Source organism: Streptomyces sp. NPDC103540 (assembly GCF_055584445.1).
Genome location: NZ_JBVJMA010000007.1, coordinates 1 through 25,944, shown reverse-complemented (window position 1 = coordinate 25,944; position 25,944 = coordinate 1). Strand labels below are relative to the sequence as shown.

The following is a 25,944-nucleotide window of genomic DNA, read 5'->3' as shown; positions in this document are numbered from 1 at the left end:
CGCGTCCCCGACCGTGCTCACGCGAAGGCCTCCACCCGCACCCCGGCCCCGCCGAGCGCCTCCCGGACCCGGCGGGCCAGCGGCGCCGCCCCCGGGGTGTCCCCGTGCAGGCACAGCGAGCGCGCCGCGACGGGGATCCGGCTCCCGTCGGCCGCCGTCACCGTCCGCCCGGCGGCCATGGACAGCGCCCGCGCGACCACCTCGTCCGGGTCGTGCACCACGGCCCCCGGCTCCCCGCGCGGGACGAGCGTGCCGGCGGGCGTGTAGGCCCGGTCCGCGAAGGCCTCCGCGACCGGCTCCCACCCGGCCCCGGCGACGGCCTCCAGCAGCAGCGACCCGGGCAGGCCGAGCACCGGCAGCCCGCGCTCCCCGGCCGCGAGCCGGATGCCGGCCACCACCGCGCCCGCCTGGGCCGCGTCGTGGACCGTGCGGTTGTAGAGCGCTCCGTGCGGTTTCACGTAGGACACCCGCGAGCCCGCCGCCCGCGCGAACACCTCCAGGGCCCCGATCTGGTAGGCCACCTCGTCCGCCAGCTCACCGGCCGGCACGTCCATCGCCCGGCGCCCGAAGCCCGCCAGGTCGCGGTAGGAGACCTGCGCCCCGATCCGCACCCCCCGCCCGGCGGCCAGCTCGCAGACCCGACGCATGATCGACGGATCGCCCGCGTGGAAGCCGCAGGCCACGTTGGCGCTGGTGACGACCGACAGCAGGGCCTCGTCGTCCGTCAGCGTCCACCGGCCGAAGCCCTCGCCCAGATCGGCGTTGAGGTCGATCGCGACCGCGGAAGGTGTGATCATGGAAGCCATGCGGCGAGCGTAGAGCAGGGCGCGGGAACGCCGCCCCGCGCGGGCCCCGCGTCCCCTGACCGCCCGGGGACGATCCGGCCGAACCATGCCGTTTGGGTTGTTGTCCGATCCACCGCCTACTCTTTCCGTCGTGACTCTCCCAGCCCCGGCGAAGACCCTCCCCTCCCCGGCGCCGGGCCCGGCCGCCGACGAGGGCCTGGCCCGGCGGCTGCGCGCCCTCGCTTGCACCGCCCCGCTGCACGACCTCGACGTACGCAAGGCCAATCTGGCCGGCGAGTACGGGGTCTACGCCATGGCGGAGGTCGCGCTGTCCGCGATCGACCTCGTCACGCTGAACATGGACTTCGACACCGGCGCGGACCACGAGCAGATAGTGGCCAGGCTGCTGCCGCGCGTCGCCGCGCAGGCGCCCTCCCGCCCGACGGCCGAGCACGAGCGGGTCGCCCGCTGGGTGCTGGAGAACCTGATCAACGTCGGCAGCGTGGACCGCGGATTCCGCGCGATCTACGGCACCTTCGGCCCCGACGGCGTGTACGTGCGCCGCGACTACGACTTCAAGCTGATCGAGGAGGTCCCGGGGTACGGCGGCGCCGTCTACCTGCGCACCACCGACGAAGCGGTCAACGTGCTCGTCGGCGCCCTCGACACGGACGTCACCAGCGCCCAGATCGCCGCCGAGGTCAAGCTGGAGGTCCTGATCAGCCGCGGCCGGCTGGCCGACGCGCAGCTCGCCGCCGAGCAGGCCCGCTACCGCACCGTGCAGTACGCGGAGACCCTGCGCCGCACCCTCGACGCCACGCGGCGCAACGTCCGCGCCGTGGACTGGCTCCAGGCCGTCCCGGACATGATCGCGGAAGCCCTCGACCACGTGGCCGACCGCTACCGGCACGAGAACGCGATCCTCACCAACATCCGCAAGGCCCGCGACGAGGCCGAGGACCCCGACAACAAGCGCCGGGCCGCCGAACTCGTCGACATCGTCAAGGACTGCATCCGCCGGCACACCCAGCTCCAGTCCCGGCTGCTGGACGCGGGCCCGCTCTTCCGCGCCGAGCAGGACCGGCAGGCCTTCGCGGCGCCCGCCCCCCGCTCCGGGATCGACCTGTACGGGCAGCTGGTCGCGCCCCTGCTGCCGCTGCCCCTCGAAGCGGCGGTCCGCGTCACCGACGCCTTCTTCGCGGCGGGCACCGGCCTGCGCTCCCCCGTCTCGGTACGGGTCGCGGACCTGGTGGAGATCCTGCTGACCCCGCCGCTGGAGCGGGAGCACCTGGGCGTGGAGATGCCCGAGCCCGACCTGATCGCCACCCCGGACGACAGCCGCTTCAGCGAGGAGCAGCTCGCCGCCGCGACGACCCTCCTGGACCTCCCGCACGACGCCCCGCGCCGGCTGTCCGGCCTCCTCGCCGAGGCCCGCCGCTCCGATCCGGACCTGCCCTACCTGGTGGCGCTCCTGGCCGTGCACGCGGCGAGCCCGGCGGTGGGGACGGCGTACCGGCAGGGCGAGGAGCGGCTGCTGTTCGCGGTCGACGACGGGACCCCGCTCCAGGACCCGGAGTTCGGCGGCGCCGACCTGATCGTCGGCACGGCCCTCCTGGACGCCGCCGGCATGGCGGCGGCGCGCTCGGAGGCCACGTGACCCCGCCCTCCGGCCCGGCCCCCGAGCCCGCCGCCGGGGCGCACCGGACTCCCGGCGCCGCCGCGTCGCGAGCCGCCGCCCCCGGGGCCGACGTACCGTCCGACCCGCCCGCCGCACCCCCCGCACCCGTACCGCACCGCACCGCCGAGGAGACGTACCCGTGAGCGACCACGCCGAGCACCCCGCGTGGAGCGAGCCCGACGCACCGTCGGGCCCCGTGGCACCCGCCCCCGCCGCGGCCGTCACCCCCGCCGACGCCGCCGACGCGGCCCGCCTGGTCTCCTTCGGGCTCCAGCCCAAGCTGCTGCCCGCCCGCGACGCCGAGTACGCCGAACTGCTGCGCCGCTACCGCGAGGAACCCGCCTTCGGCCGGCTCGCCGACGCCGTGGCCACCGGCCTCGGCCTCGTCGTGCTGGAGGTCTCCCCGCGCGCCGGGATGGCCGTCGCCGCCGGCGAGGACTCCGTCTTCGCCGTCCGCATGGGCGACTACGCCCGCCGCACCGCCGCCGACGGCGGCGACCGCTTCCTCCACGGCCTCGCCCACCTCGCCGTCGCCGCCCTCGCCTTCCCCCGCCCCGAGGACCTCGCCGACGACGGCTACATCGGCCGCGTCACCGTCAACGGCGTCGACTCCTTCGTCCGGCAGACCTGCCGCCGCCTGGAGGAGCGCGCCGAGGAACTCGGCGAGAACACCGACCCGGCCTCCGACGCCCCCGGCCTGGAGGCCGCCTGGCGCGTCTACGCCCGCCGCAGCGCCACCGGCGCCACCAAGGACGCCCGCCGCCTCGCCGGCTCCACCACCGGCATCGTCGGCAAGGCCGCCGCCTTCCTCACCGAGTCCGGGTTCCTCCAGCGCACCGGCGACGAGTCGGGCGGCACCTACCGCACCACCCCCCGCTACCAGCTCCAGGTCCGCGACATGGCGGGCAGCGCGGCCATGGCCGAACTCCTGGAACTCGGCGTGGTCCCCGTCAGCGACGGCTCCGCCACCCTCCTGCCGCCGCCCGAGGGCGACGACCTGGAGCTCGCCGCCGACGCCGGCCTGCCGTTCCACGCCTGAGCCGGCGCCCTCCCGCACCACCCCCGACACACCGCGAACACCGAGAAGCAACGAGAGTCCGCCGCCATGTACGAGCTGTCCCGGATCCGCCTCTACTCCATCGGGCCCGCCGGCGCACGCTACGCCGACACCGTGCTCGACCTGCGCGGAGTCGGTGAGCCGGTGCCCCACCCGGCGCCCACCCAGGCGGAGTTCTTCGAGGACGAGCCCACCGGCCCGCCCCGGCGCCCCGCGCCCGCGGGCGTGCTCTTCCTGGAGAACGGCGGCGGCAAGTCCGTCCTCCTCAAGCTGATCTTCTCGGTGATGCTCCCCGGCCACCGCAACACCCTCGGCGGCGCCAGCTCCGGCGTCCTGCGCAAGTTCCTTCTCGCCGACGACTGCGGCCACGTCGCCCTGGAGTGGCAGCACACCCAGACCGGCGAGTGCGTCGTCGTCGGCAAGGTCAGCGAATGGCGCGGCCGACAGGTCTCCAACGACCCCCGCAAGTTCGCCGAGGCCTGGTACTCCTTCCGCCCCGGCCCCGGTCTGAGCCTGGACAGCCTGCCGGTCGCCGAGGCCACCTCCGTACGCCCGCCCGTCGAGGGCGCTTCCGGCGCCCAGGGCCGCCGCCGCACCATGAAGGGCTTCCGCGACGCCCTCACCGACGCCGGCAAGGCCTACCCGCACCTGGAGGTGTACTTCGAGGAGATCCACGACCGCTGGAACGAACACCTCACCGAACTCGGCCTCGACCCCGAACTCTTCCGCTACCAGCGGGAGATGAACGCCGACGAGGGCGAGGCCGCCGGCCTGTTCGCGGTGAAGAAGGACTCCGACTTCACCGACCTGCTGCTGCGCGCCGTCACCGACACCCGCGACACCGACGGTCTCGCCGACCTCGTCCACGGCTTCGGCAACAAGCTCGGCCGGCGCGCCGAGCTGATGGCCGAACGCGACTTCACCGCGGGCTCCGTGGACCTCCTCACCCGCATCGTCGAGGCCGCCGAGACCCGCTCCCGGCTGCGCGACGTCCACGCCGGCGCCGAACGCCGCACCCGCACCCTCGCCCGCCGGCTGTCCGCCCGCGCCGCCGAGGAACGCGGCCGCGCCGCCGACCTCGCCCAGCGGGTCACCGGCGCCGCCCACGAGGTCACCGCCGCCGAAGCGCAGCGCACCCGCAGCGCCGCCGTCTCCGCCGAACTGGCCTACCGGCACGCCTCGCTGGCCCTGACCGTCGCGGACAGGGCCGCCGCCGCCCAGCGCCGCGAACTCCTCGAGGCGCGCACCCTGCACGCCGCCTGGCAGGCCGCCGAGACCGTACTGCGCCACCGCGCCGCCGCCGACCGCTCCGCCCGCGTCGCCGCCGCGATCCTGGACGCCGAACGGGACGCCGCGCCCGCGCTCGCCGCGCGCGCCACGGCCGCCGGCGCCCTCGTACGGGCCCTGCACACCGCCGCCGAACTGGGCGAGCGGGCCGCGCACGAGGAGGAGGAGCGTTCCGCCGAGCTCCAGTCCGTCGGCGAGAGCGCCCACCGCGACGCCACCGCCGCCGCGACCGCCGCCCAGCGCGCCCGCAGCGAGGCCGAGCACCTGCGCGCCCGCCTCGCCGAGGTCGAGCAGGAGACCGCCGAGGCCGTCCGCGCCGGATGGCTCGACGACACCGCCCCCGACGCCGACCCGGCCCGCGCCGCCCTCGCCGCCAGTGACGCCGAGAAGACCGCCGTGGCCGCCTGGGACGCCTCCCGCGAGGTGGCCCGCACCGCGACCGAGGCGGCCCGCGCGGCCGCCGCCGCGGAATCCCGCGCCGAACTCACCGCCGCACGGGCCGCCGACGCCGCCGACGCCGCCGAGGCCGCCCACGCGGCGGAGTACCGTACCGCCGCCTCCCTCGCCGCCTCCCCGCGCCTGGCCGAGCTGCTGGGCCTGCCCGCGGCGCCCCCGGCGTCCGACGCGTCCGGCGCGGCCGACGCCGCCGTACCCGGCCCGCGCGCCGAGGAGCCCGCCGAGACCGCCTCCGACGGGCTGAGCGCCGAGGACCTCGACCGGGGCGCCGACGAGCTGCGCACCCTGCTCACCGACAACGTCGCCGCCGCCGAACGCCAGTTGTTCGACCTGCGCACCGCCGCCGCCGACGACGCCCGCATCCTCGGTGCCCTCGGCGACGGCGGCCTGCTGCCGCCCGGCCCCGACGTCCTCGCCACCGTCGAACACCTCGGCGAACACGGCATCCCGGCCCTGCCCGGCTGGCGCTACCTCGCCCAGTCCGTGGACCCCGCCGACCACGCCGCCGTCCTCGCCGCCCGCCCCGAACTCGTCGACGGCGTCGTCATCACCGACCCCGACACCCACGCCCGGGCCCGCGAGGTCCTCTCCGCGGCCGCCCTGCTGCCCCGCTCCACCGTCGCGGTGGGCACCGCCGCCGCCCTGCTGGCGCCGGCCCCGCCCGCCCACGGCGATCCCGCCGCCTCCGACGTCTTCATCGTCTCGCCGAACCCGGCCATGCACGACGAGGGCGCCGCCGACGAGGAACGCCGCGCCCTGCGCGCCCGCGCGAGCGCCCGCGACACCGAGATCCGCGAGCTGGCCGCCCGCCTGTCCGGCGACCGCGAGCTGTCCGCACGCCTCGCCTCCTGGCGCACCGGCTGCCCGCCCGGCCGGCTCGCCGAGCTCGCCCGGCACGCCGAGGCCGCCCGCGCCTTCGCCGCCGAGACCGACGCCGAACTCGCCGAGGCCCGTACCGTCCGCGCCGAGGCCGACGAGGCCGCCGCCGACGCCGGCCGCGTACGCGACGAGCGCCAGGACACCGCCCAGCGCGCCCGCCGCGCCGCCGACGCCCTCGCCGGGCTCGCCCACCGCCTGCGCGAGCGCCCCGGCCGGCAGGCCCGCGTCCGGGAGCTCGTCGAGGAGGCCGCCGAGTCCGAGGCCCGCGCCGAGGTCTGCCTCGACCGGGCCCGCGCCGCCGACGAGGACCGCCGCGCCGCCCAGCGCGCCGCCGACGACGCCCACCGCACCGCCCGCGCCCTGCGCGCCGAACGCGCCGAGATCGCCGGCGCCCCCGAGGCCCTCCCGGAGGACGACACCGCCCCCAGGGCCCCGCTGCCCGACCTCCGCGAGGCCTACCGCGCCGCCTCCCGCCTCTACGAGAAGGTCGGCGTCGGCGCCGACCTGCGCGCCGAACAGGCCCGCGCCGAGAGCGACGAGAGCGCCGCCCTCGCCGAGCTCGACCGCCTCACCAACAAGGTCCGCACCCGCGCCGCCCAGCTCCTCGAAGGCACCGACGGCGCCGACGGCCCCTCCCGACAGGCCGCGGCCGCCCGAGCCGAGGCCCTCGTCCAGATGCTGGAGTCGCGGGCCTCCACCGCCAGCGAGCAGCTCGGCCGGCTGCGCGGCGAGGCCGAACGCCTCGCCCCCACCGACGGCGGGGCCCACACCGAGCTGCCCGAGGAACTCGTCCCGACCGACGTGGAGCAGGCCCAGGGCCTGCTGCGCACCGTCACCGCCCAGCTCGCCGCGCACTCCGCCGCCGTGGAATCGGCCCGGGCCGCCCACGCGGACCTGCTGCGGGCCCACCGCGCCGCCGAGGACGGCGCGGGCGGCTTCGACGAGACCGCGGCCCTCCTGCGGGACCTGCTGCGCGACCACACCCACCCCGACGACGAGCAGGAGCCCGCGGCCCACCCGGGCACCCTGGAGGAGGCCCGGCAGTCCGCCGCAGAGGCCCGCCGCTCCCTGCGCTCCTGCGCCGGCGACCTGTCGGCCGCCGAGGCCGCCGTCCGCGAGGCGAGCGACGTCCTCGTCCGCCACGCCAACGCCAACCGCTACGAGCAGGTGCGCACCCCCGCGCGCCAGCAGATCCGCGAACTGCCCGCCTCGGCCCTGCCCGAGCACGCGGCGGCCTGGGCGGCGGCCTTCGCGCCCCGGCTGCGGGTCCTTACCGACGAGCTGGCCCAGCTGGAGCGCAACCGCGACAGCATCGTCGACCGGCTGCGCGGCCTCGTCGAATCGGCGCTGGCCACCCTGCGGTCCGCGCAGCGCCTCTCCCAGCTGCCCGAGGGACTGGGGGAGTGGTCGGGTCAGGAGTTCCTGCGGATCCGCTTCGAGGAACCCGACCAGGCCACCTTGACCGAACGGCTCGGCGAGGTCATCGACGAGGCCACGCGCTCGGCCGTCAAGAAGAACAGCGCCGCCTCCTTCGGCGAGGGCCGACGCGACGGCATGTCCCTGCTGCTGCGCGGGGTGCAGGCCGCCCTCGAACCCAAGGGGATCTCGGTGGAGATCCTCAAGCCCGACGCCGTGCTGCGCGCCGAACGCGTCCCCGTCGGCCAGATGGGCGACGTGTTCTCCGGCGGCCAGCTGCTCACCGCCGCCATCGCCCTCTACTGCACGATGGCGGCGCTGCGCAGCAACGACCGCGGGCGGGACAAGCACCGGCACGCGGGCACGCTCTTCCTGGACAACCCGATCGGCCGCGCGAACGCCACGTACCTGCTGGAGCTCCAGCGGGCCGTCTCGGACGCGCTCGGCGTCCAGCTCCTCTACACGACGGGCCTCTTCGACACCACCGCCCTGGCGGAGTTCCCGCTGGTCATCCGGCTGCGCAACGACGCGGACCTGAGGGCGGGCCTGAAGTACATCAGCGTGGAGGAGCACCTGCGCCCGGGGCTGCCGCAGCAGTCCCCGGAATCGGAGCCGATCCACGGGGAGATCACGGCGACCCGCATGTTCCGCCGCTCCTGACCGCCGCGCCCGACCGCCGGCCCCGGCCCGCCGCCCCGCCCGACCGCCCGCCCCGGTGCCCCCGGACCCGCACTCCCCGTCGGCTACCGGGGGTGCGGCGCCGGGGCGCGGGAGTCGCGCCGGGCCGCCTTGCCTCCCCGCCCCGGGGAGGCGGCGCTGCTCGGCTCCGACAGGACCCCGTGGCGCTGGTTCCACATCTGCCGGGTGATCAGGACGTCGAGCACCCCCCAGGTCGCCAGCACCGTGCCCGCTATGCCCCCGAGCATCATCGGGAAGGCCAGCCAGGACCCGGTCAGCGCGAGGAAGAACGTGATGGTGGCCTCCGTCAGCGTCACCGCCACGACCAACACCGCCCGCACCGACGCCGTCCGCACCGGGTCGGGCATCCGCCGGCGCCGCGCCGGCTCCTCCACCCACAGGCCCCGCCCCGGCGCCTCGTCCGCCGCGCCGTCCTCCGCGTACATCCTCATGGTGCGCTCACTTCCCGCCCCGCGGACCGCCATGCCCGCGTGCCCCTACGTCCTGTCAGACGACCGGGGGCGTCCGGAGATTCCCGGATCCCGGACATCCGCATCGCCCTCGAACCCCCCGGAACGAAGAATTCCAGCCATCCATGACCGTCGGGTGACCGAGGCCCCACCGAGTGTCATCTGCCACATATCGGGCCGGACTTGACCGGAAGTATCGGACAACTGGTGATCTTCGTCCAGGGGTCAGGCCGAAAACGTCCGGACACGCCTTCGAAGGGACTCCGTGTCAGTAGTAGGCTCACGCCGTTTAAATGACGGAACACCAACCCTGACAACGGGGTTGAGCTGGGGGAGGCTGGGGAGGCCATGCGCTTTCGCGGGAAGTCCATCCGCCGGAAGATCGTGGCGTTGCTCCTGGTGCCGCTCGTCTCCCTGACCGCCCTGTGGGGCTTCTCCACGGCGCTCACCGGACGTGAGGCCGTGCAGCTCCTCGACGTCGCCTACGTCATCGGCAAGGTCGGCTACCCCATCGAGGACGTCGTCCGCGTCATCCAGAAGGAACGCCGCCAGACCCTCGTCCTGCTCGGCGACCCGCGCGCGATCGCCGCCTCCACCGAGCTCGCCAAGAGCCGGGGCGCCACCGACCGCGTGGTCCGCGACATCACCGCCAACGCCACGGACCCCGAGGTCGTCGAGGAACTCAACCCCCAGGCCGCGCAACGCCTGCGCACGATCCTCGACGCCTTCCACGGCATCACCGCGCTGCGCCGCTCCGTCGACCAGAACGCCGTCGACCCGGGCCAGGCGCTGGAGCTCTACAACAGGCTCGTCGACCCCTGCTACGAGTTCCTGATGAACCTCCACGCGCTGGAGAACGTCGAGATGGACAAGCAGGGCCGCGCCCTCGTCGGCATCACCCGTGCCCGCGAGACCCTCTCGCGCGGCGACGCCGTCATCGCCTCGGCCCTCGCCGCCGGCAACGTCAGCTCCGCGAACCTCCGCACCGTCTCCGACCTCGCCGCCAACCGCCGCCTGCTCTACGACTTCAACCTCGCGATCCTCCCGGCCGACGAGCGGACCCTCTTCGAGCGGTTCTGGAGCGGCCCCGAGACCAAGGCGCTGCGCGACGCGGAGGAACGGTTCATCACCGGCGGGACCGGCAAGACGAACCGCGCCGTCACCGCCGCCCAGTGGGACGAGGCCGCCAACAAGGTGCTCGGCGACCTCGCCACGATGGGCACCGCCGCCGGAGACCGCTACCAAAAGCGCGTCACGCCCATCGCCACCGGCGTCATGGTCCAGGCGGCCGTCGCCGGCATCCTCGGCTTCCTCGCCCTCGCCGTCTCCCTCCTGCTGTCCGTCCGCATCGGCCGCGACCTGATCCGCGACCTCTCCCGGCTCCGCAAGGACGCCCACGAGGCCTCCGGCGTCCGCCTGCCCAGCGTCATGCGCCGCCTCGCCGCCGGCGAGACGGTCGACGTGGAGACCGAGGCGCCCCACCTGGAGTTCGAGAAGGACGAGGTCGGACAGGTCGGCCAGGCCCTCAACAGCCTCCAGCGCGCCGCCGTCGAGGCCGCCGTCAAGCAGGCCGAGCTGCGCCGCGGCGTCTCCGAGGTGTTCGTCAACCTCGCCCGTCGCAACCAGGTCCTGCTGCACCGCCAGCTGACCCTGCTCGACACCATGGAACGGCGCACCGAGGACACCGAGGAACTCGCCGACCTGTTCCGCCTCGACCACATGACCACCCGCATGCGCCGGCACGCCGAGGGCCTGGTGATCCTCTCCGGCGCCGCCCCCTCCCGCCAGTGGCGCAAGCCCGTCCAGCTGATGGACGTCGTACGGGCCGCCGTCGCCGAGGTCGAGGACTACGAGCGCATCGAGGTCCGGCGCCTGGCGCGCATCGGCATCGAGGGACCGGCCGTCGCCGACGTCACCCACCTCGTCGCCGAACTGCTGGAGAACGCCACCGTCTTCTCCCCGCCGCACACCGCCGTCCAGGTCCACGGCGAACGCGTCGCCAACGGCTTCACCCTGGAGATCCACGACCGTGGCCTCGGCATGAACCCCGAGGCGCTCCTCGACGCCAACCTGCGCCTCGCCGAGACCCCCGACTTCGAGCTCTCCGACACCGACCGCCTCGGCCTGTTCGTCGTCAGCCGCCTCGCGCGCCGCCACGGCATCAAGGTCGTCCTCCAGCCCAGCCCCTACGGCGGCACCACCGCGGTGGTCTTCCTGCCCGCGGACCTGCTGACCGAGGCCCCCGACACCAACGGCACCGGCCTGCGCCTGGACACCATCAAGAGCGCCAAGCACCTCAAGGGGGCCCCCGCGGGCAAGAAGCCCGAGCGACGGCCGGCCGCCGCCCCGGGCGGACCGTCCGCCCGCTCCCTGCCCACCGGCGTGCTGAACGGCCCCGTCGAGCTGGAGGGCCCCATCGGCCTCCTCGGTCTGGAAGGGCTGGACACCCTCGACGACACCGGTACGGCCGGACACGGCACGGGAGGCATCGCGGGCCTCACGGGCGTCGGCGGACGCCCCCCGATGGCCAGCCTCGACGACGAGACCCCGCCCGGCGGCATCCCGCGCAGCGCCCTGCTCGGCCTGCGCGCCGGCGACGCCTCCCACGCCGACCCGCACGCCGAACGCGGCGCCTGGAAGGGCGAGCGCGGCGCCGACCGCGACCGCGGCGACGGAACGGGCCGCCCCCGCCCCGACCGCGACCCGCAGGCCCCCACCGGCCCGGTCCGGGCCGAACGCCCCCGCGCGGCCGGCGCGCGCCCCGAGGGCGCCCGCGGCGGCGGGACCGTGCCGCTGCCCCGCCGCCGCCCCACCCCCACCCTGGTCGCCGAGCACGGCCGCCGGGTGGAACCCCGCACCACCCCCGCGAAGGTCCCGACGCGATCCCAGGCATCGTCCTCCGGGGAGGCGCCCGCCGCGCCGGCCCCCGGCGGGCTGCCCCGCCGGGTCCGACAGGCGAACCTCGCCCCCCAGCTCAAGAACGGCCCGGCCGCGGCAGCGGCCGAAGCCCCCGCCGAGTCGGTCGCCGACCGCGACGCGGAGGACGTACGTACGCGTATGTCCGCCCTCCAGCGAGGCTGGACGGCGGGCCGCAACCAGCAGCACGCACAGCAGCAGTCCGAGACCGGGGCAGGCACCTCCGCCGCCGACGGCCGCGCGCACGAGAACGAAGGGGACGGTCGATGACCGCACCGCAGACCGGAAACGACACCCGGGGCCGGGGCTCCGGCCCGCTCAACTGGCTCCTCGACGAACTCGTCGACAAGGTCGGCAGCATCCGCAAGGCGGTCGTCCTCTCCGGCGACGGCCTGCCGACCGGCAGCTCCAAGGACCTCACCCGGGAGGACAGCGAGCACCTGGCCGCCGTGGCCTCCGGCTTCCACAGCCTCGCCAAGGGCGTCGGCCGGCACTTCGACTCCGGCCGCGTCCGCCAGACCGTCGTCGAACTGGACGAGGCCTTCCTCTTCGTCATGGCCGCCGGCGACGGCAGCTGCCTGGCGGTGCTCTCGGACGCCGACTCCGACGTCGGCCAGGTCGCCTACGAGATGACGCTGATGGTCAAGCGCGTCGGCGACCACCTGGCGACCGCCCCGCGCACCGGGCTGCCCGCCGGAGGGTGAGTCGGACGGCATGAGCGACCCAGGCCAGGACCACCCCCTCGGCGACCCCGGCACCCCGGGCGTCCCCGACGCGACGCCCGAGGCCGGCCACCCGAGCTGGTTCGACGACGAGGCGGGTCCCGTCGTGCGTCCCTACGCGATGACCCGGGGCCGGACCAGCCACGCCGGCCAACACCGCCTCGACCTGATCGCCCTGGTGGTCGCCGAGCCGGCGGCCGACGATCCGGTCTGGGACATGACCCTGTCCCCGGAACACGCCCACATCCTCGGGCTGTGCCGGGAACGCCCCCAGTCGGTGGCGGAACTCTCCGCCGACCTGGACCTCGCCATAGGCGTCGTCCGGGTCCTCATCGGCGACCTCGTCGCCGACGAGCTGGTCCACGTGACCCGGCCGGTACCGCCGGCCGAACTGCCCGACGAATCCATACTGCGTGAGGTGATCGATGGCCTTCGGGCGCTCTAGCCGCACCGGCGCGATGCATGCCGTGTCGCCGGTCGAGCCGCTGACCCTGAAGATCCTGGTCGCGGGCGGCTTCGGGGTGGGCAAGACCACCCTGGTCAGCGCGGTGAGCGAGATACGCCCGCTGCGCACGGAGGAACGGCTCTCCGAACCGGGCGTCGGCATCGACGACACCGGGGGAGTGGAGGGCAAGAGCACCACCACCGTCGCCATGGACTTCGGCCGCATCACGCTGCGCGAGGACCTGGTGCTCTACCTCTTCGGCACGCCCGGTCAGGACCGCTTCTGGTTCCTGTGGGACGAACTGGCACAGGGGTCGCTGGGGGCCGTCGTGCTCGCCGACACCCGACGGCTCGCCGACTGCTTCGCCGCGATCGACTACTTCGAACGGCGCGGCATCCCCTTCGTCGTAGCCGTCAACTGCTTCGACGGGGCCGCCCGCCATCCGGTGGTGACCGTCCGCGAGGCGCTCGACCTCGACGCCGAGGTGCCGGTGCTGCTCTGCGACGCCCGCGACCGGGAGTCGGTCAAGGACGTGCTCGTCGGGGTGGTGGAACACGCGATGTCGCTGGCCCGCGCCCGCCGCGCGAGCCTCGCCGCCAGGGCCTGAGGCCCGCCGGGACCGGGGGTCGACACCCCTCCCGTGACGGCCCGCGACATGGAGGCGGCCCGTACCCCCGCCGACTGGGGTACGGGCCGCGGCTCACATGGGGGGACACGGGGTCCCGGTCACGGCGCGGGACTGTGGGGAGAGTGTGAACCCGCCGCCGGGGGTCGTCAAGAGCGGTGACAACAGCCCCTGTTCACGGCCCCTGCGGCCCCGCCCCGGCCGCCGTCCCGGGGTCGTCCGGCCGGCGTCCGGCCGGCGTCCGGCAGCCGCCGACGGCCGTCCGCCGCCGGCACGTCCGCCGCCACCGGGTCCGCCACCGTCACGTCCGTCACCGCACCGCGACGACCGCCGAACCGTGCCCGAACAGACCCTGGTTCGCGGTGATGCCGACCCGCGCCCCCGGCACCTGCCGCGCCCCGGCCGTACCCCGCAGCTGCCACGTCAGCTCGCACACCTGGGCGATGGCCTGTGCCGGCACCGCCTCCCCGAACGAGGCCAGCCCCCCGCTCGGGTTCACCGGGATCCGCCCGCCGAGCGCGGTCGCCCCCTTCCGTACGAGCCCCGCACCCTCGCCCTCCCCGCACAGGCCGATGTCCTCGTACCACTGCAACTCCAGCGCGGTCGACAGGTCGTACACCTCGGCCAACGACAGGTCCCCCGGCCCCACCCCGGCCTCCTCGTAGGCCGCGGCCGCGATCGACGCCCGGAACGAACCGGCCGCGCCCGGCGAGGTCACCGAGCAGTCCGTCGCGATGTCCGGCAGGTCCAACACCGTACGGGGATACGTGGGCGTCACCGTCGACACCGCCCGGATCCGCACCGGGTCCGCCACCCCGCGCGCCCGCGCGAACGCCATGCTGCTCAGCACCAGCGCCGCGCCCCCGTCGGAGGTGGCGCAGATGTCCAGCAGCCGCAGCGGATCGGCGACCACCGCCGAGGCCGCGACCTCCTCGGCGGTGACCTCCTTGCGGTAGCGGGCGTTCGGGTTGAGCGCCCCGGCCGCCGCGTTCTTCACCTTGACCAGCGCGAAGTCCTCCAGGTCGTCCCCGTGCAGGGCCATGCGGCGCCGCGCGTACAGCCCGAAGTACGTCGGGTTCGTGGCGCCCAGCACCCTGAAGCGCAGCCAGTCCGGATCGTCGGGCCGCTCACCCCCGGCCGGGGCGAAGAAGCCCTTCGGCGCGGCGTCCGCGCCGACCACGAGCACCACGTCCGCCAGCCCGGCGAGGATCTGGGCCCGGGCGGTCCCGATGGCCTGGGCCCCCGAGGCGCAGGCCGCGTACACGCTGGTCACCCGTGCGCCCTGCCAGCCGAGCGCCTGCGCGAAGGTGGCCCCGGCGACGTAGCCGGGGTAGCCGCCGCGCACCGTGTCGGCGCCCACCACGGACCGTACGTCGGTCCACTCCAGGCCGGCGTCGGCGAGCGCGGCCCGCGCGGCGGCCCGCCCGTACTCGACGAAACTGCGGCCCCACTTGCCCCACGGGTGCATGCCCGCCCCCAGGACGGCGACGTCCCCGCTCACCGGGCCCCTCCCACCGGCCGGAACCGCCAGGTCGTCCAGAGGGTGGAGCCGTCCTCGTGCAGGACCCCGGGCCCCACCTCGACCTCGGTGCCGACGGCCAGGTCCGCCGGTGTCAGCCCCGGCTCCGCCTGCCCCAGCACCACCATCCCCTCGGCCTCCAGCTCCACCGCCACCAGGGTGTACGGCTCCCAGGGCGCCGCCGGATCGGACACGTACGGGGCGGGCGGCCGATAGCGGCCGTCCGTCACGGACCAGACCCGGCCGCGCGCGGACAGCGGCACCTCGGCGAGCTCGCCGCCGCCGGGGCAGCGCGGATTGCGGCAGTACGCCCCCTCGGGCGGGAAGAACACCGCCGTACAGGCCGAACACCGGGTGCCGAGCAGGCGGAAGCCGCCGCCGTCCGGTGCCTCCTCGGTGAACCACCCGCTCACGACGGGTGTGCGTGTGCGTTCCACGGGCCCCTCCCTCATCAGACTTCTGACGGATCGTCAGAAGTCTGTCACGGGCGGGCTTCCCTGGCACGGGTTCTCGACGGGCGACTTCCGCGCGATCACGGCCGCACGGAGGCGACGGCGACGGGGAAGTCGAAGTACGTGTCGGGAAAGGGCTCGGGCCGCAGCGTGAAGTGCCACCACTCCTCGGGCAGGTTCACGAATCCCGCGTCGCCGAGCACCCCCCGCAACAGTCGACGGTGCGCGCGGGCCGCCTCGGACACCGCCCCGCTGTCCGTGTGCGAGGGCGGACCGAAGAAGTCGAAGGGGGTTCCCATGTCCACCTCCCGCCCGCCGAACGGCCGCACCAGCGTGACGTCCACGGTGGCGCCGCGCGAATGCCCGGACCTCTCCGCGATGTAACCCTCGGGAATCAGGCGGCCCTTGTCGACGTCCGGATGGAACTCCGCCCTGGTCGCCGGATCGTCCGGCTCGGCCGCCCACCGCACGAACCGGTCCACCGCCCGCTGCGGCCGGTAGCAGTCGTACACCTTCAACCCGTAGCCCCGGCGCAGCAGATCCCGCTGCGCCCGCCGCAACGCCCGCGCCGCCGGACGGGTCAACAGGCACACCGGCTCCGCGTACCCGTCCACGACCCCACCCGTGAAGTTCCGCGTCCCCGCGTACCGGATGTCCTGCGCGATCCCCGGATCCACGTCCCGCAACGCCACGAACCCCGCGTCCCGCCCCGGCCCGGCCGAACCGGTCGTGGACGAACGAGTCGCGGCCGAACCGGTCGCGGCCGAACCGGTCGCGGGCGCGACGGGCCCGGACGAAGGCACCACCAGAGCGACGAGCACCGCCGCCACCACCACCATCCTCATGCCCCTTGGCATAGCATCACCGCATGCCTCACGACACGGGAAACGCGCACTGCCCCACCTGCGGAAACCGGTTCGACACCACCGACTGGCCGCGCGCCTGCGCCGCCTGCGGAGCCGTCTCCTACCGCAACCCGCTCCCGGTGGCCGTCGCCCTGCTCCCCGTGGACGACGCCGACGGCACCGGACTGGTCGTCATCACCCGCACCATCGAACCCGCCCTCGGCGGCGTGGCCCTCCCCGGCGGGTTCGTCGACTTCGGCGAGGACTGGCGCGAGGCCGTCGTCCGCGAACTGCGCGAGGAGACCGGCATCGAGGCCCCCGCCGAGAACGTCTCCCTCGCCGACGTGCTCAGCTCCCCGGCGGGCCACCTCCTCGTCTTCGGCCTCCTGCCCCCGCGCCCGACCGCCGACCTGCCCCCGTCCACCGCGACCGACGAGACCACCGGCTGGCACGTCCTGCGCGCCCCGACCGAACTGGCCTTCCCCCTCCACACCCGCGCCGCCGCGTCCTGGTTCTCCGGCCGCTACGCGTAGACCCGCCCGCCCCTCACAACGGCAGATCGCGCACCACGGCGGCCAGGGCGACCACCCCGACCGTCGTGCACGCGACGACCGCGCCCCGCACCCACAACACCCGGACGGCGACCCCGCGCCCGCGCAGCAGCGCGCCCGCCGCCAGCGGCAGCACCGCCCCCGCCGTCGCCAGCGCCCACACCCGGCCGAAGCCCGGCGGCGCACCCGCCAGGGTCCGCAGCCACCAGTGGACCAGCCACGCCGGCGCCGCCGACACCGCCACCGTCAGCACGCCCAGCGCCACCGGCTCCGGCCACGCGCACCACCGCGCCGTCAGGCGCCCCAGTAACGCCAGCGGCTTGACCAGCAGCCACCCGTGCAGGAACCCGGCGGCCGCCCAGACGAGCGCGCCGACCCCGAGCGCGGCGAACGACCCGCCGGCCGTACCCCCGGTCACCAGCAGCAGCGCCCACACCGTGAGCAGCTGCCAGGTCCCGACGACCTCGGCGCCCGGCGCCGGGTCCCGGCGGCCCGCCCCCGGCCGCCGGATCATCGCGTACGGCCGCGCCGCGCTCAACATGACCACCACTGACTCCGATCCCCACGGTCCACGGCGCCCCCTCGGCGCCGCCGGCAGGGTGCCCCACCCGCCTACCGCCCCCCTATACGCCCCGGACGCGCCCGGCCCGCCTCCCGCGCCGCCGCCGCTACGCGAGCCCCCGTACGTCGACCCCCTCCACCACCGCCCCGGCCTCGTCCTCGACCACCACCGCCGCTCCCGCCCACCGCACGGCGTACCGCTCCACCGTGCCCGCCGCGAACCCCGGCCCCGGATCCCGCACCACCACCCCGCCACCGGTCCGCCCGCGCGCCGGGGCCCACGCCTCCAGGCCGACCGACCCGTCCCCCCGCCGCACCGGGAGCACCGCCCCGGCCCGCGCCAGCACCGGCGTCCGCCCGGGCGGCGCGTCGAGCAACACCTGCCCGGGACCCTCGTACGCCGCCCCCGTGGCCGTGTCGTACCAACGCCCCCGGGGCAGCCGCACCGCCCGCCGGTCCGACCCCGGCTCCAACACCGGGGCCACCAGCAACGCGTCCCCCAACAGGAACGCGTCCTCGCAGTCCCGCAACACCCGGTCCTCCGGCGCCCCCCACCACAGCGGACGGACGTACGGAGCCCCCGTGCGCCGCGCCAGGTGCGCCAGCGTCACGAAGTACGGCCGCAGCCGCTCCCGCTCCGCCAACACCCCGGCCGCGAGCCGCTCCACCTCGGGCCCGAACTCCCACGGCTCGCGCCGCCCCGCCCAGATCGCCGCGTGCGTGCGGAACAACGGCAGGTACGCCCCCAGTTGCAGCCACCGCAGGTACAGCTCCGGCGAGGGCGACCCCCCGAACCCCCCGACGTCCGGGCCCGAGTAGGGCACCCCGCACAGCCCGAGCCCCAGCACCAGCGCCAACGAGGAACGCAGCCCCTCCCAGCTCGACTCCACGTCCCCCGACCACGTGCCCCCGTACCGCTGCATGCCCGCCCACCCGGAGCGGGAGAACAGGAACGGCCGCTCGTCCGGCCGCAGCCGCACCAACCCCTCCCACCCGGCGCGGGCCATCGCCAGCGCGTACACGTTGTGGGCCTCGCGGTGGTCCCCGCCGGCGCCCTCCAGCACGTGCCGCGTGGACCTCGGCAGCGTCGCGTCCCCCCACGGCACGAAGGACACCGGCTCGTTCATGTCGTGCCAGAATCCCGCGAAGCCCTGCGCGAACCGCTCCTCGTACAGGGCGCCCCACCACTGGCGCACCGCCGGGTCCGTGAAGTCCGGGTAGGCGCACTCGCCCGGCCATACCTCGCCGCGCACCTCCTCGCCCCCCGCGCCCCGGACGAACGCACCCCGCCGCCCGACCGCCGATCCGGCCGCGTGCAGCGCGTCCCCCGCCTTCACCGCCGGGTCCACGATCGACACCAGCCGCACCCCCCGCCCCCTCAACTCGTCGGCCAGCCCGGGCAGATCGGGGAACGCGACCCGGTCCACGGTGAACACCCGGTGCGCGTCGTAGTGGTCGATGTCCAGGTGCAGGGCCGACAGCGCGAGCCCCCGTTCCCGGTACCCGTCCACCACCCGGCGCACCTCCGCCTCGCTCCCGAACCCCCACCGCGCGTGCTGGTAGCCGAGTGCCCACTCCGGCGGCACCGCGGGAGCCCCCGTCAGCCCCGCCCAGCCCCCGAGCACCCGCGCCGGCGTCCCCGTGAACACCCAGCAGCGCGCGGGCCCGCCCTCCATCCGCAGCTCGCTCGACCCCGGCCGGTCGGCGCCCGAACCGGCCCCCTCCTCGCCCTCGCGGACCAGGACGCGCCCGTCCCAGGTGTTGTCGTGGAACGCCAGGTGCGTCCCCGCGTCCGCGACCACCAACTGCACCGGCATCGTGATGTACAGCGGATCGGCGCCCGGCCCGAACCCGCCCTTCGGGTCGGTGTTCCACAGCCGGTACTCCCCGTCCCGCAGCCGGGGCCCCGAGGCCCGCCCGCCCAGCCCGAAGAACCGCGCGTCCGGGGCCACCTCCGCCCGCTGCGCCCACCGCGACCCCCCGGGCACCCGCACGCCCCCCGCCCCGCTCGGGGCCCCCGACCCGTCCCCGTCCGCGGGCGGAGCGTCGACCCCGTCCCCGCCGGCACCCGCGTCCGCCCCGTCGCCCGCCCCGACCGGATCCCACCACCGCGGCGGCAGCTCCCGCCGCAACACCGCACCGCCCGGGGTCCGCACCTCCACCGCCCCGTGCCGCGACACCGCCACCGTCACCCGCTCCGACACCACCCGCCAGCCACCCCCGGTGTCCGGCTCCAGCACCGCCCGCGGATCCGGCTCCGGCCCCCCGCCCACCACCGCGTACGACGGCTCCGGCCGCGCCCCGTCCCAGCCCCAGAACACGGCGCCGCCCACGGTGACCCGTACCAGCAGCTCCGACCGCGCGAACCGCAGCAGCCCCCCGCCCGGCAGCTCCCGCGTCCCCTCCAACAGGCCCGGCACCCGCGCCCGCTCCGCACCCCGGGGCGCGAGCCCCCGCGCGTCCGCCCGCCGATGCCGCCAGGCCGAGCGCCAGGCGCGCCGCCCGCGCGCCGTACCGATCTCTTTCACCGCACGCACCAGTTCACGACCGTCCATGCCGATCACCCTGCCACCGGGCCCCGCCCGCGCGCGGTGCGTTCAACTGCCGTTCACCCGGAAAACGATCAATCGCGACCACCCGGGACGGCTCTGGTGCGGATGTCGATCACATGGCATCGTCCCTGTGAGCCGCCACGCGCACACGACGCCGGGGTGGCACCGTACGCACACCAAGCGCGAGCCACAGATTTCGACCGGGAGCCGACCCATGACCTCAGCCATCCAGCCGGAACCCCTCTGGTCCCCGAGCCCCGACAGGATCGCCGCGGCCCGTATCACCGCCTTCCAGGCCTGGGCGGCCGAACGCTTCGACGCCCCCGCCGACGGCGGCTACCCGGCCCTGCACCGCTGGTCCGTCGACGAGCTCGACGTCTTCTGGCAGGCCCTCGCCGAATGGTTCGACGTACGCTTCACCACCCCCTACGAGAGCGTCCTCGCCGACCGCGCCATGCCGGGCGCCCGCTGGTTCACCGGCTCCACCCTCAACTACGCCGAGCACGCCCTGCGCGCCGGCGAGGACGGCGCCCGCGCCGACGAGCCCGCCCTCCTGGCCGTCGACGAGACCCACGAGCCCACCCCCGTGACCTGGTCCGGGCTGCGCCGTCAGGTCGGCTCCCTCGCCGCCGAACTGCGCGCCCTCGGCGTGCGCCCGGGCGACCGCGTCAGCGGCTACCTCCCCAACATCCCCGAGGCCGTCGTCGCCCTCCTCGCCACCGCGGCCGTCGGCGGCGTCTGGACCTCCTGCGCCCCCGACTTCGGCGCCCGCAGCGTCCTCGACCGCTTCCAGCAGGTCGAGCCGGTGGTCCTCTTCACCGTCGACGGCTACCGCTACGGCGGCAAGGAGCACGACCGCCGCGAGACCGTCGCCGAGCTGCGCGCCGAGCTCCCCTCGCTCAAGGCCGTCGTCCACATCCCGCTCCTGGGCACCCCCGCCCCCGAGGGCACCCGCCCCTGGTCCGAGCTGACCTCGAACGACACCGAGCCGGTCTTCGAGCCCGTCCCCTTCGACCACCCGCTGTGGATCCTCTACTCCTCCGGCACGACCGGCGTCCCCAAGGCGATCGTCCAGTCGCAGGGCGGCATCCTCCTGGAGCACCTCAAGCAGCTCGGCCTGCACTGCGACCTGGGCCCGGAGGACCGCTTCTTCTGGTACACCTCCACCGGCTGGATGATGTGGAACTTCCTCGTCTCCGGCCTGCTCACCGGCACGACCGTCGTCCTCTACGACGGCAGCCCCGGCTTCCCCGACACCGGCGCCCAGTGGCGGATCGCCGAGCGCACCGGCGCCACCCTCTACGGCACCTCCGCCGCCTACGTCATGGCCTGCAAGAAGGCCGAGGTCCACCCGGCCCGCGACTTCGACCTCTCCGCCGTGAAGTGCGTGGCCACCACCGGCTCCCCGCTCCCGCCCGACGGCTTCCGCTGGCTCCACGACGAGGTCGCCGCGGACCTGTGGATCGCCTCCGTCAGCGGCGGCACCGACGTGTGCAGCTGCTTCGCCGGAGGCGTCCCCACGCTGCCCGTGCACATCGGCGAACTCCAGGCCCCCTCCCTCGCCACCGACCTCCAGGCCTGGGACCCCGCCGGCAAGCCCCTGACCGGGGAGGTCGGCGAACTGATCGTCGCCGCACCGCTGCCCTCCATGCCGATCCACTTCTGGAACGACCCGGACGGCGACCGCTACCGCGAGAGCTACTTCGAGATGTTCCCCGGCGCCTGGCGCCACGGGGACTGGATCACGATCACCGACCACGGCTCCGTCGTCATCCACGGCCGCTCCGACTCCACCCTCAACCGGCAGGGCGTCCGCATGGGCTCCGCCGACATCTACGAGGCCGTCGAACGCCTCCCCGAGATCAAGGAATCCCTCGTCATCGGCCTGGAGGAGCCGAACGGCGGCTACTGGATGCCGCTGTTCGTCCACCTCGCCCCCGGGACCGCCCTCGACGACGAGCTCCGCAAGAAGATCAACGCCACCATCCGCGAGCAGCTCTCCCCGCGCCACGTGCCCGACGAGATCATCGAGATCCCGGCCGTCCCGCACACCCTCACCGGCAAGCGCATCGAGGTCCCCGTCAAGCGCCTCCTCCAGGGCACCCCGATGGACAAGGCCGTCAACCCCGGCTCCGTCGACCGCCCCGAGCTGCTCGCCTTCTACGAGGAGCTCGCCCGCACCCGGAAGTGACTGTCAGTGCCCGTGATTACTCTGAGTGAGTAAGCCGTTTCGATGCTCGCACCACTCAGGGGGAACCATGAAGGGCACGCCCGGTACGCCGGACACACCACCCGCCTCGCCTCGCCGCACCAAGCACACCGCCTCCCGGCGCCGTGAGCTGCGCCGCGAGGTCGCCGGCACCGTCGGCCTCCTCGTCGACGCCGGGGACTTCGCGGCCATGCGGGACTACCGCAGCTTCGACTTCGACCACCACGACGACTACACCGACTACCTCGACCACATGGACGCCCTGCTCCGCTCCCTCGCGGCCCAGGGCATCCACACCACCGTCGCCCTCTTCGACCCCGACGCATACGCCGACTACTGCGCGGACCACGGCCTCGACCCCGACAGCGCGGGCACCCGCACCCGCTTCACCGCCGAACTCGCCGCGTCCGCCGCCGCCCTGCCCTACACCGGCCAACCCATCGCCGAGCTGCTCACGCTCCTCGTCGACGAAGCCGTCCGCCAGACCACCCAGGAGTACGCGACCACCCTGCTCGCCACCACGGGCCCCTGCGCCGACTGCGGCCACGACATCGGCCGCGCCTGCCTCGAACGGGCCGCCGAACTGCTCCGCCGCCTCCTCGCCGGAGCCGGCCCCGGCCACCACCACCTGGTGTGCAGCGTCCCGGCCAGGGAGGAACAACTCGTCGCGGTCCTGCACGCCCGGGTCCCCGACACCCCGGGCACCCCCGACGCGCCCCCGCACGTCGACGGCCGCGAGGCCCTCGACTTCACCGCCGTCCTCGCCGCCGGCCTCGCCCTGGGCGGCCCCGGGGGACTGGTCCTGCGCAGCACCACCGAGGGATTCGAGGACCGCGTCCACGGCTGGCGCCTCGACCGGGGCCGCCTGCTCCCGCTCACCGCGGCGGCCGTGTTCGACGCCTACTGCACGGACGCCGACACCGGCGAACCCGTCCCCCCGGAACCCGGCGTCACCCACGCCCCCGGCTACGAGGTGGACCTCCCCGACCCCCACCACGGGAGGTAACCGCACCCCGGCACCCCGGCACCGGGCACGGGAAACGACCGAGGGGCCCCCGCCACCGGCGAAGGCCCCTCGATCGGCGATCACGCCGCCCGGCTACTCGCCGGACAGCACCGCCTGCGCGGCCACACGGGCCTCTTCCGCCGTGTCGGCGGCGCGGGCGGCGGCAGCCGCCCGCTCACACTGCGCCAGCGTGTACTTGGCGAGCGTCGCCCGCACGTACGGGATCGAGGCGGCACCCATCGACAGGGAGGTGACACCCAGACCCGTCAGCACGCACGCCAGCAGCGGGTCCGAAGCGGCCTCGCCACAGACACCGCAGCTCTTGCCCTCCGCCTTGGCGGCCTCGGCCGACATGGCGATCAGGTCGAGCAGCGCCGGCTGCCACGGGTCCTGGAGCCGGGACACGGCGCCCACCTGACGGTCGGCGGCGAAGGCGTACTGCGCGAGGTCGTTGGTCCCCAGCGACAGGAACTCCACCTCCTGCAGGATCGAGCGCGCCCGCAGCGCGGCGGAGGGGATCTCCACCATCGCGCCGAACTTCGCCCGCAGCCCCGCCTCACGACAGGCGTCGGCGAAGGCCTTCGCGTCGATCCGGTCGGCCACCATCGGCGCCATGACCTCGAGGTAGACCGGCAGCCCCTCGGCGGCCTTGGCCAGCGCGGTGAGCTGCGTGCGCAGCACCTCCGGGTGGTCCAGCAGGGTGCGCAGACCACGGACGCCCAGAGCCGGGTTCGGCTCGTCGCCCGGGGTCAGGAAGTCGAGCGGCTTGTCGGCGCCCGCGTCCAGCACGCGCACCACGACGCGCCCCTCGGGGAACGCCTCCAGCACCTTGCGGTACGACTCGATCTGCTTCTCCTCGGACGGCGCCTTCTTGCTGTCGTCCAGGAAGAGGAACTCGGTCCGGAAGAGGCCGACGCCCTCGGCCCCGGCCTCCACGGCCGCCGGCACGTCGGCGGGACCGCCGACGTTCGCCAGCAGCGGCACCTTGTGACCGTCGGAAGTCGCGCCCGGACCGGAGGAGGAGGCCAGCGCCGCCTTCCGCTCGGCGGCCGCGGCCTCCAGCTCGGCCCGCTTCTCCGCGGTCGGCTCGACGAACAGGTCGCCGGTGCTGCCGTCGACCGCGATGACCGTGCCCTCGGCGATCTCGCCGGCACCCGGCAGCGCCACGATGGCCGGCACGCCCAGCGCCCGCGCGAGGATCGCGCTGTGGCTGGTCGGACCGCCCTCTTCCGTGACGAACCCGAGCACGAGCGCGGGGTCGAGCAGCGCGGTGTCGGCGGGGGCCAGGTCCCGCGCGATCAGCACGTACGGCTCGTCACTGTCCGGAACGCCCGGCATCGGCACGCCCAGCAGCCGGGCGACGATGCGGTTGCGCACGTCGTCCAGGTCCGCCACACGGCCCGCCATGTACTCGCCGGCCCCCGCGAGCAGGTCGCGGTAGGAGGCGAAGGCGTCGTAGACACCGCGCTCGGCGGTGCTGCCGACGGCGATGCGCCGGTCCACGTCAGCCATCAGCTCGGGGTCCGTGGCGATCATCGCCTGGGCCTCCAGCACGTGCTGAGCCTCGCCACCGGCCAGCTGGCCGCGCGCGATCAGGTCGGCCGACACCGCCTCGACGGCCTGACGGGCGCGCCCCTGTTCGCGCTCCGCCTCGTCCGCGGTGATCTGCTTGGCCGGCGGCTCCAGGACCGCCGTACCCATGTGCCGCACCTCGCCGATCGCCACACCGTGGCTCACGCCGACGCCTCGCAGCGTTGTCTCCATTTCACCCGTCTCCGATTGAGCGGCGGGCCCAGCCGCCGCGGTGGATGTCCGACCCGCCCGTACGGGGCGGACGTGTCAGCGCCAGCTGAAGAGAACGTCCCCGGCCTTGACGTCGCCGTCCTCGTTCACGTCGCCGAGGGAATCGGCGGTGGCCTCCAGTGCCACGACGGGGCAGATCGGCGACTTGCCGGCTTCCTCGACGGCCTGCGGGTTCCAGCGGATGACGGCCTGACCGCGGGTCACGGTGTCGCCCTTGTTCACGAGGAGCTCGAAGCCCTCGCCGTTGAGCTGGACGGTGTCGATCCCGAGGTGCGTGAGCACACCGTGGCCCTCGCCGTCGACGACGACGTACGCGTGGGGGTGCAGGGAGACGACCACACCGTCGACGGGGGCCACCGCCTCCGAGGGCTCGCGCACGGGATCAATGGCGGTGCCCGGTCCCACCATCGCGCCGGAGAACACCGGATCCGGCACAGCCGCGAGTCCGATGGCACGCCCGGCAAGTGGGGACGAGACGCTGGTCATGGGGGCCTCCCAGGGGGTGGGGCTTCATCGTGTCGCCGTCACTACGTGTCGCGAACGGCGTACTCGTCAGAAGGATATGTCACTGGATGTTCGGGTTCGCCCGATGTTGGTCCCGATCCGGGCTGGCCCTTTGGCACGGAGACTAGTGGACTAGACCGGTGGACTAGACCATACGCGTGAATCGATTTGCCTGCGCACCACCGGCGCTGTACTGTCGTGACTCCCGCCAGGACGTGCCGCGTGAACAACTCGCGAACAGTCGGTGGACGGGACTCCTTCTCAAGCAGTGATCATCCGGATCTCCGGTTGCCGCTCATTCCGTATGCCCTTTCGGTAAACGGCGAGTGGTCGGAGAGACCAAAGAACGCTGATAGAGTCGGAACCGCTGGAAAGGGAAAGCGCGAAAGCGCAGAACCTCGAAAGCGCCGAGGAAATCGGGCCCGAAAGAGTTTGATAGAGTCGGAAACGCAAGAACACAGAACGAAAGCCCGGAGGAAAGCCCGAGAGGGTGAGTACAAAGGAAGCGTCCGTTCCTTGAGAACTCAA

Annotated in this window: 20 protein-coding genes; 11 read left to right on the top strand and 9 right to left on the bottom strand. The window is 74.9% G+C overall.

Annotation, left to right across the window (positions count from 1 at the left end; translation table 11 throughout):
* Positions 1–17 precede the first annotated feature (17 nt).
* Complete coding sequence (locus tag ACZ6ZI_RS18000) at positions 18–806, bottom strand: LamB/YcsF family protein (protein WP_469521737.1); 789 nt, start codon at positions 804–806, stop codon at positions 18–20.
* A gap of 85 nt (positions 807–891) precedes the next feature.
* Here ACZ6ZI_RS18000 and ACZ6ZI_RS17995 point away from each other — a divergent pair, with 85 nt between their 5' ends.
* The 4 genes from ACZ6ZI_RS17995 (at position 892) to ACZ6ZI_RS17980 (ending at position 8,218) form a co-directional block, all read left to right on the top strand.
* Positions 892–2,442 (top strand): hypothetical protein, encoded by a 1,551-nt coding sequence (locus ACZ6ZI_RS17995; RefSeq protein WP_469521734.1) that lies wholly within the window; start codon positions 892–894, stop codon positions 2,440–2,442.
* Complete coding sequence (locus tag ACZ6ZI_RS17990; protein ID WP_469521731.1) at positions 2,439–2,606, top strand: hypothetical protein; 168 nt, start codon at positions 2,439–2,441, stop codon at positions 2,604–2,606. The genes ACZ6ZI_RS17995 and ACZ6ZI_RS17990 overlap by 4 nt, the downstream gene beginning before the upstream one ends.
* The gene (locus tag ACZ6ZI_RS17985) at positions 2,603–3,502 is read left to right on the top strand and encodes a hypothetical protein (RefSeq protein WP_363056037.1); all 900 of its coding nucleotides are present in this window, start codon (positions 2,603–2,605) and stop codon (positions 3,500–3,502) included. Before ACZ6ZI_RS17990 ends, ACZ6ZI_RS17985 begins: the two co-directional genes overlap by 4 nt.
* 66 nt (positions 3,503–3,568) lie before the next feature.
* Positions 3,569–8,218: a hypothetical protein gene (locus tag ACZ6ZI_RS17980; protein WP_469521728.1), complete on the top strand. Its 4,650-nt coding sequence runs from the start codon at positions 3,569–3,571 to the stop codon at positions 8,216–8,218.
* Positions 8,219–8,301: 83 nt separating this feature from the next.
* Here ACZ6ZI_RS17980 and ACZ6ZI_RS17975 read toward each other — a convergent pair whose 3' ends face one another.
* On the bottom strand, positions 8,302–8,688 hold the full coding sequence (locus ACZ6ZI_RS17975; protein WP_363056035.1) for a hypothetical protein: 387 nt from the start codon (positions 8,686–8,688) through the stop codon (positions 8,302–8,304).
* Positions 8,689–9,054: 366 nt separating this feature from the next.
* Between ACZ6ZI_RS17975 and ACZ6ZI_RS17970 the strand changes: the two genes are divergently transcribed.
* Genes ACZ6ZI_RS17970 through ACZ6ZI_RS17955 form a run of 4 tightly spaced genes read left to right on the top strand, consistent with a single transcriptional unit; the run spans position 9,055 to position 13,396 of the window.
* Entirely contained in the window at positions 9,055–11,892 is a 2,838-nt protein-coding gene (locus tag ACZ6ZI_RS17970) for a sensor histidine kinase (protein WP_469521725.1), read from the top strand.
* Positions 11,889–12,326: a roadblock/LC7 domain-containing protein gene (locus ACZ6ZI_RS17965; protein ID WP_363056033.1), complete on the top strand. Its 438-nt coding sequence runs from the start codon at positions 11,889–11,891 to the stop codon at positions 12,324–12,326. The genes ACZ6ZI_RS17970 and ACZ6ZI_RS17965 overlap by 4 nt, the downstream gene beginning before the upstream one ends.
* Positions 12,327–12,336: 10 nt before the next feature.
* Positions 12,337–12,789 (top strand): DUF742 domain-containing protein, encoded by a 453-nt coding sequence (locus ACZ6ZI_RS17960; RefSeq protein WP_363056032.1) that lies wholly within the window; start codon positions 12,337–12,339, stop codon positions 12,787–12,789.
* A complete protein-coding gene (locus ACZ6ZI_RS17955; RefSeq protein ID WP_363056031.1) occupies positions 12,770–13,396 on the top strand; it encodes a GTP-binding protein in 627 nt (208 codons plus the stop codon). The genes ACZ6ZI_RS17960 and ACZ6ZI_RS17955 overlap by 20 nt, the downstream gene beginning before the upstream one ends.
* 328 nt (positions 13,397–13,724) lie before the next feature.
* On the opposite strand, the gene ACZ6ZI_RS17950 is transcribed toward ACZ6ZI_RS17955, so the two are convergent.
* From ACZ6ZI_RS17950 to ACZ6ZI_RS17940, 3 genes are all read right to left on the bottom strand, one after another.
* Entirely contained in the window at positions 13,725–14,915 is a 1,191-nt protein-coding gene (locus ACZ6ZI_RS17950) for a lipid-transfer protein (protein WP_469521719.1), read from the bottom strand.
* Entirely contained in the window at positions 14,912–15,385 is a 474-nt protein-coding gene (locus ACZ6ZI_RS17945) for a Zn-ribbon domain-containing OB-fold protein (RefSeq protein ID WP_469521716.1), read from the bottom strand. Before ACZ6ZI_RS17945 ends, ACZ6ZI_RS17950 begins: the two co-directional genes overlap by 4 nt.
* Positions 15,386–15,465: 80 nt before the next feature.
* Positions 15,466–16,230, bottom strand: a complete 765-nt coding sequence (locus ACZ6ZI_RS17940; RefSeq protein ID WP_469521713.1) for a M15 family metallopeptidase — start codon at positions 16,228–16,230, stop codon at positions 15,466–15,468.
* A gap of 23 nt (positions 16,231–16,253) precedes the next feature.
* Between ACZ6ZI_RS17940 and ACZ6ZI_RS17935 the strand changes: the two genes are divergently transcribed.
* Positions 16,254–16,763 (top strand): NUDIX domain-containing protein, encoded by a 510-nt coding sequence (locus ACZ6ZI_RS17935; RefSeq protein ID WP_469521710.1) that lies wholly within the window; start codon positions 16,254–16,256, stop codon positions 16,761–16,763.
* Between the two features lie 13 nt (positions 16,764–16,776).
* On the opposite strand, the gene ACZ6ZI_RS17930 is transcribed toward ACZ6ZI_RS17935, so the two are convergent.
* Together ACZ6ZI_RS17930 and ACZ6ZI_RS17925 are read right to left on the bottom strand one after the other, a co-directional pair.
* Positions 16,777–17,328, bottom strand: a complete 552-nt coding sequence (locus tag ACZ6ZI_RS17930; protein WP_469521707.1) for a hypothetical protein — start codon at positions 17,326–17,328, stop codon at positions 16,777–16,779.
* Positions 17,329–17,449: 121 nt separating this feature from the next.
* Complete coding sequence (locus ACZ6ZI_RS17925) at positions 17,450–19,897, bottom strand: glycoside hydrolase family 31 protein (protein ID WP_469521704.1); 2,448 nt, start codon at positions 19,895–19,897, stop codon at positions 17,450–17,452.
* A 211-nt stretch (positions 19,898–20,108) separates the two neighbouring features.
* On the opposite strand from ACZ6ZI_RS17925, the gene ACZ6ZI_RS17920 reads away from it, so the two are divergent.
* Both ACZ6ZI_RS17920 and ACZ6ZI_RS17915 read left to right on the top strand, forming a co-directional pair.
* A complete protein-coding gene (locus tag ACZ6ZI_RS17920; RefSeq protein WP_469521701.1) occupies positions 20,109–22,085 on the top strand; it encodes an acetoacetate--CoA ligase in 1,977 nt (658 codons plus the stop codon).
* A 67-nt stretch (positions 22,086–22,152) separates the two neighbouring features.
* A complete protein-coding gene (locus ACZ6ZI_RS17915; RefSeq protein WP_469521699.1) occupies positions 22,153–23,109 on the top strand; it encodes a hypothetical protein in 957 nt (318 codons plus the stop codon).
* Positions 23,110–23,202: 93 nt separating this feature from the next.
* Here ACZ6ZI_RS17915 and ptsP read toward each other — a convergent pair whose 3' ends face one another.
* Together ptsP and ACZ6ZI_RS17905 are read right to left on the bottom strand one after the other, a co-directional pair.
* Positions 23,203–24,873, bottom strand: a complete 1,671-nt coding sequence (ptsP, locus tag ACZ6ZI_RS17910; protein ID WP_363056022.1) for a phosphoenolpyruvate--protein phosphotransferase — start codon at positions 24,871–24,873, stop codon at positions 23,203–23,205.
* A gap of 75 nt (positions 24,874–24,948) precedes the next feature.
* A complete protein-coding gene (locus ACZ6ZI_RS17905) occupies positions 24,949–25,398 on the bottom strand; it encodes a PTS sugar transporter subunit IIA (RefSeq protein ID WP_363056021.1) in 450 nt (149 codons plus the stop codon).
* Positions 25,399–25,944 lie beyond the last annotated feature (546 nt).